The following is a 15,983-nucleotide window of genomic DNA, read 5'->3' as shown; positions in this document are numbered from 1 at the left end:
TCAACAGCCAGAATCCACTTACGCGCCGAGGGTGTGAACAGCGCACGCGATGGATCAAGCGGTACGCACCACCTGCTCCACCCAGCCAAACGCTGCCAGCAGATCGCCGCCTAGCGTCGGATACGTGCGCAGCAACGAGCTATCAACCACAAACAGTGTCGTCAGCTCATTAACAGTTTGCGCCTGCGCCCATGCGCTGACCAGCAGCGCCATGGCGTCATCAATCTGACCGGCGCGGATCAACGCCTGCGCCAGGGCGCGCAGGGCCTTGGCGCGCTTTCCGGTATCGGCAATCGCCTCGGCGCTCTGCCGGGCGGCGGCGAAGGTCTGTCGGGCTGCTACGTCATCGCCCGCTGCCGCCAGCGCCTGCGCCAGGGCGCGCAGGGCCTCGGCGCGTAGATAAGGGGAGTCAATCGCTGCGGCGGTCTGCCGGGCGGCGGCGAAGGTCTGTTGGGCATCCGCCCACTGCCCCGCGTGCGCCAGCGCCTGCGCCAGGGCGCGCAGGGCCTCGGCGCGTAGATAAGGGGTCAATCGCTGCGGCGGTCTGCCGGGCGGCGGCGAAGGTCTGTTGGGCATCCGCCCACTGCCCCGCGTGCGCCAGCGCCTGCGCCAGGGCGCGCAGGGCCTCGGCGCGCTTTCCGGTATCGGCAATCGCATCGGCGGTCTGCCGGGCATCCGCCCACTGCCCCGCGTGCGCCAGCGCCTGCGCCAGGGCGCGCAGGGCCTCGGCGCGCCAAGAGGGGTCGGCAATCGCCGCGGCGCTCTGCCGGGCGGCGGCGAAGGTCTGTTGGGCATCCGCCCACTGCCCCGCGTGCGCCAGCGCCTGCGCCAGCTCGCCCAGGGCCACGGCGCGCTTTTCGGGGTCGGCAATCGCATCGGCAGTCTGCCGGGCGGCGGCGAAGGTCTGTCGGGCTGCGGCGTCATCGCCCGCTGCCGCCAGCGCCTGCGCCAGCTCGCCCAGGGCCACGGCGCGCTTTTCGGGGTCGGCAATCGCATCGGCAGTCTGCCGGGCGTCCTCCCACTGCCCCGCGCGCGCCAGCGCCCGCGCCAGGGCGCGCAGGGCCACGGCGCGCCAAGAGGGGTCGGCAATCGCATCGGCGCTCTGCCGGGCGGCGGCGAAGGTCTGTTGGGCATCCGCCCACTGCCCCGCGTGCGCCAGCGCCTGCGCCAGGGCGCGCAGGGCCTCGGCGCGCTTTCCGGTATTGGCAATCGCATCGGCGGTCTGCCGGGCATCCGCCCACTGCCCCGCGTGCGCCAGCGCCTGCGCCAGGGCGCGCAGGGCCTCGGCGCGCTTTCCGGTATCGGCAATCGCATCGGCAGTCTGCCGGGCGTCCGTCCACTGCCCCGCTGCCGCCAGCGCCTGCGCCAGGGCGCGCAGGGCCTCGGCGCGCCAAGAGGGGTCGGCAATCGCCTTGGCGCTCTGCCGGGCGGCGGCGAAGGTCTGTCGGGCTGCTACGTCATCACCCGCTGCCGCCAGCGCCTGCGCCAGCTCGCCCAGGGCCACGGCGCGCTTTTCGGGGTCGGCAATCGCATCGGCAGTCTGCCGGGCGTCCTCCCACTGCCCCGCGTGCGCCAGCGCCCGCGCCAGGGCGCGCAGGGCCACGGCGCGCCAAGAGGGGTCGGCAATCGCATCGGCGCTCTGCCGGGCGTCCACCCACTGCCCCGCTGCCGCCAGCGCCTGCGCCAGCTCGCCCAGGGCCCAGGCGCGCCAAGAGGGGTCGGCAATCGCATCGGCGCTCTGCCGGGCGTCCACCCACTGCCCCGCTGCCGCCAGCGCCTGCGCCAGCTTACCCAGGGCCCAGGCGCGCTCGTCAGGGTCGGCAATCGCCTCGGCGCTCTGCCGGGCGGCGGCGAAGGTCTGTTGGGCTGCGGCGTCATCGCCCGCTGCCGCCAGCGCCTGCGCCAGCTCGCGCAGGGCCCAGGCGCGCTCGTCAGGGTCGGCAATCGCCTCGGCGCTCTGCCGGGCGGCGGCGAAGGTCTGTCGGGCTGCTACGTCATCACCCGCTGCCGCCAGCGCCTGCGCCAGCTTACCTAGGGCCCAGGCGCGCTCGTCAGGGTCGGCAATCGCATCGGCAGTCTGCCGGGCGTCCACCCACTGCCCCGCGTGCGCCAGCGCCTGCGCCAGCTTACCTAGGGCCCAGGCGCGCTCGTCAGGGTCGGCAATCGCATCGGCAGTCTGCTGGGCGTCCGTCCACTGCCCCGCTGCCGCCAGCGCCTGCGCCAGCTTACCTAGGGCCCAGGCGTACTCGTCAGGGTCGGCAATCGCCTCGACGCTCTGCCGGGCGTCCACCCACTGCCCCGCTGCCGCCAGCGCCTGCGCCAGCTTACCCAGGGCCCAGGCGCGCTCGTCAGGGTCGGCAATCGCCTCGGCGCTCTGCCGGGCGGCGGCGAAGGTCTGTTGGGCTGCGGCGTCATCGCCCGCTGCCGCCAGCGCCTGCGCCAGCTCGCGCAGAACCCAGGCGCTCTCGTCAGGGTCGGCAATCGCCTCGGCGCTCTGCCGGGCGGCGGTGAAGGTCTGTTGGGCTGCGGCGTCATCGCCCGCTGCCGCCAGCGCCTGCGCCAGCTCGCCCAGGGCCTCGGCGCGCTCGCGGGGGTCGGCAATCGCCTCAGTGGCGGCGCGGGCGCGACGGAGCGCCGCCAGGCCGCCGGCAGCGTCGCGTTCTAGCAACGCCCGCCCCACTGCGGTCAGCACTGTTGCCCGTTTTCGCGGATCGCTTAGCAACTCGGCCCGATCACGCGCTTCGGTGCCCTGCCCCAACGCTACCAGCGCGGTGAACAGTTCCGTCGGCCACCGGTCAACGCTGCTCGTCAGGCTGACCCGCAGCAGGCTGTAGCGCCAGACCCGCGCCAGCCATACTGCAATCTGCTGCCGGTTGCGATTCGACGCATCTGCCATTGCCTGCCGCACCCGGTCAAGGTCGGCAATGTACGCCCGCAGGCTGGGGTCGGCACGCCGCTTCGCTGCGCCGTACTCGTCATCGTCCAGCAGTTTCCAGACGTCGTCATATTGCTGCGCAGCTACCAGGTGTGTGACCAGGTGGGTTTGCCCGTAGATGCGCCGTTCCTGTTCGGCAAGATCGGTTGTTGGTTGCCAGAGATGTGCCAGATCACGACTGCACCACACTGCGATCTGGGCATGCCTAGGGATCAGTTCGTCAGCGGCGAACGTATGCGTGCGCAGGTAGTCGATCAGTTTCAGGTGGATCAAGCCGTACCTCGGTTGTCCCTGTACATCGCGCACACCGAGCAGGCCCCCCAGGCGCTCAATCGCGGTTTGGATACGATCCTGAGAGACGTTAAGAATCTCGCGCAGCGCATTGCGGCTGAGCGGTTCCTGGGCCACCAGCAAGATACCCAGCAGGGGACGCAGCACCCTTTCCCACAGGTTCCAGTCGAGCTTCAACCGTTCCAGCGTTGGCGTGAACAGGTCGCGTGGGTTGACAATTACCCGTTGGAGCAGCGCGGCGATGTCGGTGTCCGGTGTCTGGCGTATCTCCTGCACAAGGTAGGCCAGGTCGAAGGCATTACCGTGCAGCGCATGGTAGAGTTCCGATTGCTCATGCGCGCTGAGCGTCACGCCGCGATCACGCAGCAGCTCGCCAAAGTCGGCTTCGCTCAGTGGTGGCAGGCAATATTCGCAGTGCGGGGTGCGTAGTTTGAGCGGCGTCAGTGTGTCGTCAGGACGGGTACCGATCACCAATACTACGTTGGATGGGAGCTGTTCGGGCAGGAAGCTCAGATCGCGCTGTCCGATCCTCTGATCGGGTTCAATCTGGTCTAGCCCGTCAATCACCAGCGTCAACGGACGTTCGGCGGCGAGATTGCTCAGCAGCGTCTCAAAACTGTTGCGCAATGCCACCACATTGTCGCCGTCGGGCAGGTAGGTCGGCGCATCGTCCTCGCGCTCGGCCAGGGTCAGCAGTTCGGCGATCAGATGGCCGAGCAGCGCAGCCTGTTCCGAAGGCCCAGGAGTGAAGCGGATGAAGTAGGCGGGGGTTGGTTCAGGCTCGCGGTGTTTGATCAGTTTGGCCAGGATGCTGCTCTTGCCCTGGCCAGCGACGCCGGTCACCAGCAAATAGCCACCGCTGGCACGCAGCTTTTCGATTTCATCCGACAGTTGCGCTAATTCTTCCACTCTGCCGACGAAGCCGTGCAGCAGCTCGTTGCGGCGAGCACTGCTGTGCGGTGACTGCCAGCGTTTGAGTCGCTGTTGCGCCTCGGCGCGCCGTTGCTCAGCCTGCTGCTTCTCCCGTGCCACTCGCCGGGCTTCGCGGTGATCGGCAAGCACCCAGTGACAATCGCCTCTGTACTCGGCGAAGGGATGGAAATGTGCGGAGTGTTGCTTTTTCACCGCATCGATCAACACCGGCACGGTGAGCATCCCATCAGCGGAACAGTCTTTATCGCGCAGACACGCCACCACTCTCTGCGTCAACCACCCGCCACGGTCATCTTCATAGGCTTTCTCGCCCGGTACAGTTGCCGCTAGATACGCCCGCAGGCGTCCGGTTGGAACGTTGACGCCGCGAAAGTGCTGTTCAATCGCATCGCCGATAGATCGCCGCTCGGCAGCCTGTGCGACATTACCGGCGAAGCAGCAATCGAGCACCAGCACCACACTGCGCGGCTTATCCCAGGCGAGCAACTGAGTGTACCACCAGTCGAGGGAGAGGTAGTAGTTAGGGTCGCTGGTAGCAGTCTCGCTCTCGTAATCGGCACTGACCAGGAAGGTCGTACCATCGGGGTGTCCAGCCACCGGAATCCAGGCCCCGTGACCAGAAAAGGCGATGAAGAGATCACTCTCACCATTAGCCTGCCGTCGCAATCCGGCGACAGCCTTGCGGATGGCAGCCGTCGTCGCTTCTGATCCGATCAGCGATTGCACCTGGAAGCCGCAGTCATGCAGTGCGCTCGCCAGATCATTCGCATCACGTTCAGCGCTGCGGAGAGCGGTGAAAGTCAAATCGCGTTCTGGCCGGTTGACTCCAATGACGAGAGCGCGTTTGGTCATACGTAGACGGTAGTTGGTGATATACGCTTCAGGCCAGCAAATTGCTGATATTGTACCTGAATCGCAGCAGTATATCAACCTATTTCCAGGGTAGGGTTGGCGGGGATGGTGCACCGACCTGAACTTCAATCCTCAAAGAGGCTGGTTCAATCGGGTCAGGTAATGTTTCACTCAACAACTGTTCCAGTAGCGCTTGATCGCTGTCGGGTGGGAGTACACGTGCATGGTCACTATAAGACACAACTACAACGACCGGTGGTGAACCGGCGGAGCGGTCAGTTTCACGCTTGAGCTTTCGTACCTCGTTCAAGAGTTGGGCAACGGTTAGCGCTAGTGTTGCGAGCGGAAGCAGTGGCTGTGCGGCCTGGGCAGTTTCGACCAGCCACTGATACAGGCTACCTCCTCGCGCCCCATCGTAGACTGGCGTGATATGCTGGTTTTGTCGCATCAGGTTTGACACTATCTGTCGTCCGATAGCGTCTACCACTGCTGGACTGGCTCCGTTTTGCGGTGATGGCTGAAACGCGAGTTCGATGGTTATGTTCGACATGCTGTCCTCCGTGCTACCGGTATGTTACTCCACGCATCCGCCAGATTGATCGTATCATATGAATTGCGCTCCCAATGCCGCCCAGTATAAGAGCCACTCCAACTAACCAGAGTTCACTACCGGCAGGTGGGAGGGTCGCTCCGCGCACGGCGCCCATCACGACCTGAATATCGCTCCGCGGTGCATTGCCTGTAATGACCGGAATAAGATTGGCGGTCGTAAACAGTGTGCGTCCACCTGACAGAATACGCCCTTGCAGCGTGTAGACACGACCGGCATCGATCACTGACGGATCGTAGCGAAGGTTAAAGCGAAACGGAGGTTGGGCGCCACCGGTTGCGAATGTCTGCTCGACGATAACCCGTCCGCCGGTCCCGGCAGGCGTGACTTCGGCAATTTGTAGCACAACCAGCGCATCAGCCGGCAGAAGTACCCGCTCGCGATAGGTCACAATGCCGGTCAGGCTGGCTGATGGTTGGGCAGTAGTTGATGCGGGTGTACTCCACAGCACCCACCCAAGTACCACGACCAGAGCAGTAAGCTGCCAACACTTCATCATACGGCGCCCCACGCTGTAACGTTCGCATGCGAAGCTGGTATATAGGTGCATTATAAACGAAGGAAGCTTGGCGCGGTTCTCCCCCCTAACCTGGGGCTTTGCAGAGTTCTGCTTTCGGTCACCGTCGATGACCGGACGATACACCAGCGGAGCGACACCGACGACCACCTGGGTGCGCGGACCGCCGGTCCGCAGGGTGTGAGGGGGGTGGCAGGACGGCATCGACCGGCGCAGTAGGACGCCATCGGAGGCGAGTTTCAAACCCAACCCTCCCGACTACTGCGCGCCAGGCCAGGCACGCGCTTGTCCCAGATACAGGCTGAGGTCGCCGCGTGGATGCACCAGACCGGCATCGGCGCTGATGACTGTGCCCGCGAGCTGGCACGCTTCCAGGAGGGCCAGCACCCGCTCCCGTTCTCCGGCGGGCATCGTGCGCACCGCAATCCTGCTTACCCCCCAGTCCCCCCCCCGCAAGCGGGGGGGTGCATGGCCGCACGCAGCACGATGGCGAGTAGGCTGAAGAGTGGATAGTGGCGGACGCTGTGACTACGCAGGTCGGGGATCGTCGTGAGCGCATGGACAACATTCATCTGGGGGGAGTGGCACACTGGCGGGTGCGGGCCGGAGGCCCGCACTCCCAGGTATCGGCGTGGGGGTATTGCTATTGGCAGGTACGTGATGTTCGTCGGTGTCTCTGCCATTGTTGCGTAATTCGGTCAGCGAAGATAACCCGAAGCTGAAAACATTGAAAAGCCCTACTTTGTCTGTATACCGCTTGACAATCATCAGATCGGGTGATATACTCTGCTTAATCGTTTAACCGCTTAATCGTTTAACTACGGAGACTAGGGCCGTGGCTACGATCAAAGATGTTGCCCGCCGTGCACAAGTCTCAACCGCAACCGTCTCGTATGTCCTGAACGGCACCGGTGTGGTGAGCGAAGCAACCCGTGCCCGTGTCCTTGCGGCTGTTGCCGAGCTGGGCTATCAACCGAACCATAGTGCCCGCGCCCTCCGCACCCGTTCGCATACCATCGGCGTGGTTGCCCCTGGCATTGCCGGACGCCTGGCTGATCCAGGAACCGCCGAAATGCTGGCTGGGGTCAGTGAAGCAGCAACTGCTGCCGGGTATTGTCTGTTGATCGCTGCCCCGACGGCTACCGAATCGGAAGAGGAGCTGGCGCTGCGTCTCGTGCGCAGCGGGCGGGTTGACGGTCTGATCATCGTTGATCTTCGTCGCGACGATGAGCGGCCATCACTGCTGACGGAAGCGGGGGTACCGGTGATTGCAATTGGTTCACCAACATCGGGTGTCGCTTGTCCGGTTGTCGGCTTCGATCTGCGTAACGGCGCCGAGCAGGCCATCCATCACCTTACCCGCTTGGGTCATCGCCGCATTGCCCTGATCAACTTTACTTCTCATCTTTCCATCAGCGAACCGTTCTATAGCGGTTACGTTCATGCTCTCCATGCCGCAGGGCTGCGTCGTGATGCGGCATTGGTTATCGAAGCCGGGAGTAGTGAGACCGATGGGGTTGCGGCGATGCAGGAGTTGCTGACACTGCGTCATCCGCCGACCGCAGTGCTGGCCGCTTCCGATACCCTTGCTTTCGGTGCAATGCACGCTATTCGCGACGCCGGTCTGACCGTCGGCGTGCATGTCTCAGTTGTTGGTTGTGACGATCTCCCGCTGGCGGCCCATACCTATCCTCCGCTTACAACGCTGCGCGCCCCACGGCGCGAACTTGGTATGACCGTAGCTCGCCATCTGATCGCGCAGATCGAACGGCGCCAGGTGCCGACAGTCACTCTACTCCCGTTGCGTCTGATGATCCGTCACTCGACCGCTGCCCCCTCACCGATGAGCGGTTGAGCATATATTTTTGGAAAAGGAGAAATCGCATGGCCTCGATTAAGTTCGATCACGTCTGGAAGCGCTTCGGCGACGTAACCGTCCTCAAGAATCTCGATCTCGACATTGCCGACGGTGAGTTTCTGGTGCTGGTTGGCCCATCAGGATGCGGTAAGTCAACCGCTCTCCGCTGCCTAGCCGGCCTAGAAGAGATTACCGAAGGTCGCATCTTCATCGGCGACCGTGATGTGACCGATGTGCCCCCCAAAGACCGCGACATTGCGATGGTCTTCCAGTCGTATGCACTTTACCCCCACATGAGCGTCTACGACAACATGGCGTTTGGTCTCAAACTGCGCCGTGTGCCCAAAGCCGAAATTGACCGGCGTGTCAAAGAAGCGGCGGAAATGCTCAGCATCGGCCACTTGCTCGACCGTAAGCCCAAGGCACTCTCCGGTGGTCAGCGCCAGCGTGTGGCGTTGGGACGGGCTATCGTGCGCGATCCCGCCGTCTTCTTGATGGACGAACCGCTCTCGAACCTTGATGCCAAGCTGCGTGTGCAGACCCGCGCCGAGATCAGCAAACTTCACCAGCGCCTCAAAACGACGTTCATCTATGTAACTCACGACCAGACCGAGGCCATGACGATGGGGTCGCGCATTGCGGTGATGCGTGACGGTATCTTGCAGCAGATTGACACGCCTCAGAACCTTTACGACCATCCGGCGAACATGTTCGTAGCCGGCTTTATCGGTAGCCCGGCGATGAACTTCTTTGAGGCGCGTCTTGAGCGGACTGATGGCGGTGTCAGTGTTGTTGTAGGGAAAGAGTTTGTGCTGCCGGTACCATCCAGCAAGCTCGATCACGTGAGCAGCCACGTTGGGAAGACCGTCTATTTCGGCATTCGCCCTGAAGACCTGCACGATGCCCACTTCGTACCGCGTGGCGTTGATGAGCGGGCGAAAGTCCGTGCCGCCGTCAACGTCGTCGAGCCAATGGGATCAGAAATCTACGCCTACGTTGAAAACAGCGGCAAAGAGTTTATCGGTCGTTTCGATCCACGCTCGAGCGCCCGCACCGGCCATACGATAGAAGTGGTATTCGATATGGAGAAGATGCACATCTTCGACCGCGAGACGGAAAAAGCGTTGACATAATCCCTTCTTCTTCTACGGTGCGTGCTCTGTTGGACGAGTATGGCGGTACTCCGACAGATGTACCCTGACGAGCGGGATGACGCTGCTGTGCGCCGATGATCATCGCCCCAGAATGTCATTGGCGCGCAGGCACCGTAGAGGCACAGCAGCACTGCGCCCTTCCGGGACAACTGTTGCCATTCAACGATAGGTGGACGCTCGTGAACCGATCCTACCTTCTCCTGCAACAAGATATTTTGGACATGCTCTAAATGAAGAGAAGAGGCAGGATTGCTCTTGCCTCTTCTCTTCACGCTCTCGTTCTCCTCTCGCTACACCAGCCCCATTGTCTCTGGGAAGCCAAGCATCAGGTTCATATTCTGTACTGCCTGCCCAGCAGCGCCCTTACGCAGATTGTCGACCACCGCAACCAGAATGGCTCGACCTGGTTCGACCATCTGATGACCGATGACCAGATGGTTCGTATACTGCACATGACGCAGCTCAGGGAGACGACCCGTCGGCAATACGTGAATGAACGGCTCGTGACGATAGGTGTCGGCAAACACTGCCGCCAACGTCGCATCGTCTACGTCGGGTTTTAGATTGACATAAATCGTCGAAAGAATGCCACGGAAAACCGGCAGTAAATGCGGTGCAAAGATAATGTGCAAACCGGTCTCCTGCTCCATCTCGGCCAGATGCCGATGCACGCGCCCAACATTGTAGGCACTAAACGTCTCGTGTGTCTCGCCGAAATGTGTCTTCAGCGCCAGCGAGCGACCAGCGCCGGAAACCCCCGACTTACTATCGACAATAACTGTCGAATCGGCGAGTAGCTCGGCGCGTACCAACGGCGCCAACGGTAGAATGACGGTCAACGGGTAACAACCGGTATTGGCAACCAACCGCGCCTGCCGAATCCGCTCACGGTGTAACTCTGGCAACCCGTACACCGCCTGGGCAAGCAACTCTGGCGCCGGATGTTCCTTCCCACGCCGTGCCGCGTAGACCTGCGGATCGCTGATGCGGAACGTGTCTGAAAAGTCGACGACCTTTGCACCTGCCGCAAGGGCACGTTGAACGATTGGAATCAACTCAGGGGTATTATGGGGAAGACAGGTAAAGACGAGATCAACCGTTGCCGGATCGACCTCATCGACCGCTGCCAGCCGCAGATCACTGATGATCGGGAACACCTCGCTCAGAAGCTGCCCAGCCGCCGAGCGGGCGGTTGCAAAGCCGATCTCAACCCCTGGATGGCGGGAGAGCACGTTGATCAGCTCGATCCCGGTATAACCAGTCGCGCCATAAATACCAACACGGGCCATTGGTACACTCCTCCTTAGCCGACAAACCAGCACACTGGCTGTATTGTACCGTACTCTCTACCACGTGCGGTCAGGCGCAACCGCGATCACGGCAGGGTGAATCTGGCCGAGCCGACGTAAAAACCGGATCAAGCGCGTAAACATACCGTTTCTCCTCTTCCCGACGACCGTACACCTGTGCGTGACCCTTCCCTTCGGCGCATCACTTGTACGATGGGAAGTCGTCAACCGCACACGCTGCTTCACGCAGCCGCAAGCCGGTACTACCCGGCGGATGGACGGTCATCATGTATGCTGATGCGCCATTCATAGCATAGCATAGCTGTATACAAGGGGCATCAGACAAAAGGTAGAGAAGTGTTAACGGTGAGAGAGGGTTGCATCATGCATCCGCGATACCTCTTCGGCCATTCGCCAATCGACAAGGTCTACCCTGCTCAATCCTCGTTCGGCTCTCCTCCATCCACCACGACATCCAGCGCATACTGCAATAACACTGCACGCGGAATAACCGTTAGCGCAGCTTCATGCGTGGCAGCCAGAATAATCGGCGGCGCGACACCGGCCTCGTAAGCCTCTAACCAGCGCAGTGCACAGAGACACCAGCGGTCACCTGGTTTCAAACCAGGGAAGCGGTATTCAGGTCGCGGTGTAATCAGGTCATTCCCGCGTGAGCGGCTAAAATCGAGAAATTCGGCAGTTACCTGCGCACAAACAACGTGCAATCCGGTATCAAGTGGTCCGGTATCACAACATCCCGTCCGAAAAAAGCCGGTGAGTGGCCGCATACTACACGGCGCCAGCGGTCCTCCTAACACGTTGCGGGCTGGTGATGGGTTGTCGTTTTGTGTTGACATAATAATTCCTTTTTCCTCCGTCTATCGGGATGCATCGGTCGGGGTGTCGTAGTGTGGGCGTTTGTCCACCATGATCATACCAGATGTGGGCGCAAACGTAGGGTGCAGCGCCGCTGCGTCTGAACAACATCATGATCGATCAGCGGTTACTGAGCTTCCCAATCAGCAGAAATTCAGTGAAACATAAGAGATGCTATGTTTCACTATACCGGTACGCGACAAATAACGCTGGTCAGATGGTATTGATACGTTCAACCTCTCAGTTTCCTCAACAGATCACAAGCCTGTTGGGTTAACCTTTTGAAAAAGCTTGTTGTAGTGCTCTTTCCAGTGTACAGTTTCCTAAAGCGATCACGAGCCTGTCGCGTCTGCGGGTGGTCGGGGCCGAGCGTGCGTTCGCAAATCGCCAGTGCCCGTTCCAAAAGCGGGCGCGCCGCCGCGTACTCGCCCTGCTGATACAACAGCTCCGCCAGATTGTTTAGGCTGGTGGCCGTGTCTGGATGGTCGGGGCCGAGCGTGCGTTCGCAAATCGCCAGTACCCGTTCCAAAAGCGGGCGCGCCGCCGCGTACTCGCCCTGCTCAGACAACAGCCCCGCCAGATTGTCTAGGCTGGTGGCCGTGTCTGGATGGTCGGGGCCGAGCGTGCGTTCGCAAATCGCCAGTACCCGTTCCAAAAGCGGGCGCGCCGCCGCGTACTCGCCCTGCTGATACAACAGCAACGCCAGATTGTTTAGGCTGGTGGCCGTGTCTGGGTGGTCGGGGCCGAGCGTGCGTTCGCGGATCGCCAGTGCCCGTTCCAAAAGCGGGCGCGCCGCCGCGTACTCGCCCTGCTTAGACAACAGCCCCGCCAGACTGTTTAGGCTGGCGGCCGTGTCTGGGTGGTCGGGGCCGAGCGTGCGTTCGCAAATCGCCAGTGCCCGTTCGTAAAGCGGGCGCGCCGCCGCGTACTCGCCCTGCTGATACAACAGCAACGCCAGATTGTTTAGGCTGGTGGCCGTGTCTGGGTGGTCGGGGCCGAGCGTGCGTTCGAAAATCGCCAGTGCCCGTTCCAAAAGCGGGCGCGCCGCCGCGTACTCGCCCTGCTGATACAACAGCCCCGCCAGACTGTTTAGGCTGGTGGCCGTGGCTGGGTGGTCGGGGCCGAGCGTGCGTTCGGAAATCGCCAGTGCCCGTTCCAAAAGCGGGCGCGCCGCGCGTACTCGCCCTGCTCAGACAACAGCCCCGCCAGATTGTTTAGGCTGGTGGCCGTGTCTGGGTGGTCGGGGCCGAGCGTGCGTTCGGAAATCGCCAGTGCCCGTTCCAAAAGCGGGCGCGCCGCCGCGTACTCGCCCTGCTGATACAACAGCAACGCCAGACTGTTTAGGCTGGTGGCCGTGGCTGGGTGGTCGGGGCCGAGCGTGCGTTCGGAAATCGCCAGTGCCCGTTCCAAAAGCGGGCGCGCCGCCGCGTACTCGCCCTGCTCAGACAACAGCCCCGCCAGATTGTTTAGGCTGGTGGCCGTGTTTGGATGGTCGGGGCCGAGCGTGCGTTCGGAAATCGCCAGTGTTCGTTCCAAAAGCGGGCGCGCCGCCGCGTACTCGCCCTGCTGATACAACAGCAACGCCAGACTGTTTAGGCTGGTGGCCGTGTCTGGGTGGTCGGGGCCGAGCGTGCGTTCGCGGATCGCCAGTGCCCGTTCGTAAAGCGGGCGCGCGCCGCGTACTCGCCCTGCTGATACAACAGCAACGCCAGACTGTTTAGGCTGGTGGCCGTGGCTGGGTGGTCGGGGCCGAGCGTGCGTTCGGAAATCGCCAGTGTTCGTTCCAAAAGCGGGCGCGCCGCCGCGTACTCGCCCTGCTGATACAACAGCAACGCCAGACTGTTTAGGCTGGTGGCCGTGTTTGGATGGTCGGGGCCGAGCGTGCGTTCGGAAATCGCCAGTGTTCGTTCCAAAAGCGGGCGCGCCGCCGCGTACTCGCCCTGCTGATACAACAGCAACGCCAGACTGTTTAGGCTGGTGGCCGTGTCTGGGTGGTCGGGGCCGAGCGTGCGTTCGCGGATCGCCAGTGCCCGTTCCAAAAGCGGACGCGCCGCCGCGTACTCGCCCTGCTTAGACAACAGCCCCGCCAGATTGTTTAGGCTGGTGGCCGTGGCTGGGTGGTCGGGGCCGAGCGTGCGTTCGGAAATCGCCAGTGCCCGTTCGTAAAGCGGGCGCGCCGCCGCGTACTCGCCCTGCTGATACAACAGCAACGCCAGATTGTTTAGGCTGGTGGCCGTGTCTGGGTGGTCGGGGCCGAGCGTGCGTTCGGAAATCGCCAGTGCCCGTTCCAAAAGCGGGCGCGCCGCCGCGTACTCGCCGAGCCGTTGAAGAATTGCTTCCGTCGCGGATAGCAAGCGGGCGGCCACCTGATCGCTCAGGCGTGTCTCGTGCTGACACACCGCGACATAGTGCGGACGGTAAGGGATACTTGCCAGCGGTGTGCGCTCGAAGGCGTCCTGCAGATGATCACTGACCTTTAGCATCGCTACGACCGTTGCCGCTAGCGTTTCCTCTGGCGCCGGATCACACCCTCGCACAAAGGCCGCTGTCAACCGGTGAAGTTGTACCTCGCGTTGGTCGATCAATCCAACCGCACGCAATCGGCGTAGCATCGGATCGACCGCCGCCTGATCGTTGGTATCGCTACCGACGATGGCAATCAGCAACGGGAATGGTACCGGCTCTGGCGCCAGCCAGGCCAGACGGTGCAGCAGGGTCAACGCTGCCGCATCGCGGGTCTGGTCTAGTCGTTGGTAGCTTAAAGCGAGAGCAGCAGCGACACCGTGACGGTAAGCCGTTGGTGAGCCACTCTCGGCTGCCTGTTCGTCACCAAGTGAAGGATGGGCAAGGATCGTTTGCTTCAGCCGCTGATCATACGCATCGAGTGACAGATTGGGTGAATCTTCCAGGTAGGCGCCGGCTAACGCCAGGGCCAGCGGGAGATCACCTAGCAGTTCACAGATTGTATCAGCCGTTTGCCGCTGCGCATCGTCGGCCAGGAGTGCTGCAATCGTGGTTTGGCGGGCTTTGGCCCGTGGCCCCAACAGGATCAGATAGCTATCGCTACGTTCGGTCGGGCGGAGTGGCAGTAGATGAACGTCATCTGTTGCCCGCCAATCACTCCGCCGACTGGTGACGAGCACCTGCGTACCGCCGGTCGTTGGTCGCCATTGTTGCAGCAACGTCCGCTCTTCCAGATTATCGAAGATGAGCAGACGACGGATCGGTTCTTGCCAGGCCCGTTGTACGGCGCGTACCTGATCCTCCAGGCTCAAACCGTTCCAGCCCGGCAGGTTCAACCCATCCACACCACCGCAGGCAGCGATCTGCGCCGCTACCTGGTCAGGGGTGCTCATATCCAGCCAAAAGACACCACCTGGGAAGTGATCACGCAGACGATGGGCACATTCACTGGCCAGTTGACTCTTACCCACACCGGCCATACCGGTGATCACAACCGTAACCGCTTCCGCGCCACACAAGGTTTGTTCAAGCTCGGCAAGTTCACGCTCACGTCCGCAGAAAAGCGGGTTGCGCCGATAGGGAACTTTAAATGGGGCAACCGTCAGTGGCGTGGGGTGTGTTGGCTCCCATATCTGACCATCGCGCCAGCGGTTGAAGAGCGTCACCCGCCACCAGTCCGCACGCTGTTGCTGAGCGGCAGCCAGCCGTGCGCGTTGCAACGCACGGTCAATCCGTCCTTCCTGGCGGAGATCGTGAAACAGGTTGTCAAGAATGATCGCTGCCGTGTCCATGGTCAGTGCGCCGTAAGCGGCAACCACTGCCGGCACACCCGCACGGGCTAGGCGCGGACCTAAAGCACCCCAGCTATGGTCATCCATCCCTGCCCCGGCGCAACTGACCAGCACGACCAGCCGTGGGCCATCTGCACCGCGACTACGCAGAAGCGCGGCCAGGTCATCGCCAGAGCGACGGGCAGTGTTCCCTTGGTCGTCGATCAAATACAGCCATGGCTGACTGTCCACCAGTCTGCCGTGCGCCACCAGGATCAAAATGTCGTAGCCGCTGCTCAGCTCAGTGGTAAGGCGCTGCCAGGTTGCCGGAATTACCGTCACGCCCGAACCGCCCCACGCTGCCTGTACCATACCTTCGTATGCCGAGCGGTCAATCGGCGCCAGCTTCCACCGTTCGGCATCGTTGGGGTCGGCAATCGCCAGCAAGACACGCTGCTCGCCTGCTGCTCGGCGTGATGGTAATGACGGTGGTGAAACATCGTCTACCGGCACATATCGGCTCAACCAGAGCTGCCCGTCGCTACCGAGCGGTTGATGACTTACCGGATCGACGAGCAGCTCCCAGCGTATGGCTTGCAGGTGTTCGGGCAGAATCAGATGTAAACGCAGCGCAGCGCTGGAATCACGATTGAGCGCCGCCGCTCGCAATTCGCGGTAGGTAGCGATCGCTTGCGGATCGGCGAAGAGGGCGTCGCGCAATGCTGCACCATACGCCAGCGGGTTGCTTCCCAATAACGAACGCAGACGCGCTTCATCAAACAAGCCGCAACGGAAGGTGGCCTGTGGCGGCCGATAGATTTGCTCATTGAGCAGTTCCATACGAACAGCAAGGCCGTGCTGGTCGGTCGGAACAAGTTCAAGGATCAGCGTTGATGGCAGCATTGTCTTACGCTCCGGCTACAGGGGGAAGCAC

The 15,983-nt window shown here is 62.3% G+C and carries 9 protein-coding genes and 2 pseudogenes; 2 read left to right on the top strand and 9 right to left on the bottom strand.

The annotated features are described in order from the left end of the window. Positions 1-409 precede the first annotated feature (409 nt). The 3 genes from QTO31_RS08880 to QTO31_RS08870 form a co-directional block, all read right to left on the bottom strand. Complete coding sequence (locus tag QTO31_RS08880; RefSeq protein WP_301428811.1) at positions 410-5,011, bottom strand: caspase family protein; 4,602 nt, start codon at positions 5,009-5,011, stop codon at positions 410-412. Positions 5,012-5,090: 79 nt separating this feature from the next. After that, the gene (locus tag QTO31_RS08875) at positions 5,091-5,561 is read right to left on the bottom strand and encodes a hypothetical protein (protein ID WP_301428810.1); all 471 of its coding nucleotides are present in this window, start codon (positions 5,559-5,561) and stop codon (positions 5,091-5,093) included. Positions 5,562-5,574: 13 nt separating this feature from the next. After that, positions 5,575-6,120, bottom strand: a complete 546-nt coding sequence (locus QTO31_RS08870; RefSeq protein WP_301428809.1) for a YbaY family lipoprotein — start codon at positions 6,118-6,120, stop codon at positions 5,575-5,577. 853 nt (positions 6,121-6,973) lie between these two features. Between QTO31_RS08870 and QTO31_RS08865 the strand changes: the two genes are divergently transcribed. Both QTO31_RS08865 and QTO31_RS08860 read left to right on the top strand, forming a co-directional pair. Continuing rightward, a complete protein-coding gene (locus tag QTO31_RS08865; protein ID WP_301428808.1) occupies positions 6,974-7,993 on the top strand; it encodes a LacI family DNA-binding transcriptional regulator in 1,020 nt (339 codons plus the stop codon). Positions 7,994-8,022: 29 nt separating this feature from the next. Beyond that, positions 8,023-9,129: an ABC transporter ATP-binding protein gene (locus tag QTO31_RS08860; RefSeq protein WP_301428807.1), complete on the top strand. Its 1,107-nt coding sequence runs from the start codon at positions 8,023-8,025 to the stop codon at positions 9,127-9,129. Positions 9,130-9,440: 311 nt separating this feature from the next. On the opposite strand, the gene argC is transcribed toward QTO31_RS08860, so the two are convergent. The 6 genes and pseudogenes from argC to QTO31_RS08835 all read right to left on the bottom strand — a co-directional run bounded on the left by argC (position 9,441) and on the right by QTO31_RS08835 (position 15,889). Then, positions 9,441-10,439: an N-acetyl-gamma-glutamyl-phosphate reductase gene (gene argC / locus QTO31_RS08855; RefSeq protein ID WP_031460604.1), complete on the bottom strand. Its 999-nt coding sequence runs from the start codon at positions 10,437-10,439 to the stop codon at positions 9,441-9,443. A gap of 437 nt (positions 10,440-10,876) precedes the next feature. Beyond that, positions 10,877-11,296, bottom strand: a complete 420-nt coding sequence (locus QTO31_RS08850; protein WP_031460603.1) for a DUF2237 family protein — start codon at positions 11,294-11,296, stop codon at positions 10,877-10,879. A gap of 251 nt (positions 11,297-11,547) precedes the next feature. After that, entirely contained in the window at positions 11,548-12,474 is a 927-nt protein-coding gene (locus tag QTO31_RS08845; RefSeq protein ID WP_301428806.1) for a tetratricopeptide repeat protein, read from the bottom strand. Between the two features lie 74 nt (positions 12,475-12,548). Beyond that, positions 12,549-12,632 (bottom strand): annotated as a pseudogene (locus QTO31_RS19280) (tetratricopeptide repeat protein); the annotation flags it as partial. Next, positions 12,633-12,991: pseudogene (locus QTO31_RS08840) on the bottom strand (tetratricopeptide repeat protein); the annotation flags it as partial. Continuing rightward, on the bottom strand, positions 12,908-15,889 hold the full coding sequence (locus QTO31_RS08835) for a tetratricopeptide repeat protein (protein WP_301429453.1): 2,982 nt from the start codon (positions 15,887-15,889) through the stop codon (positions 12,908-12,910). The pseudogene QTO31_RS08840 and the gene QTO31_RS08835, both read right to left, overlap by 84 nt. Positions 15,890-15,983: the final 94 nt, after the last annotated feature.

Source organism: Chloroflexus sp. MS-CIW-1, assembly GCF_030444705.1.
Taxonomy (GTDB): domain Bacteria; phylum Chloroflexota; class Chloroflexia; order Chloroflexales; family Chloroflexaceae; genus Chloroflexus.
This window is presented reverse-complemented; position numbering and strand designations above follow the sequence as displayed.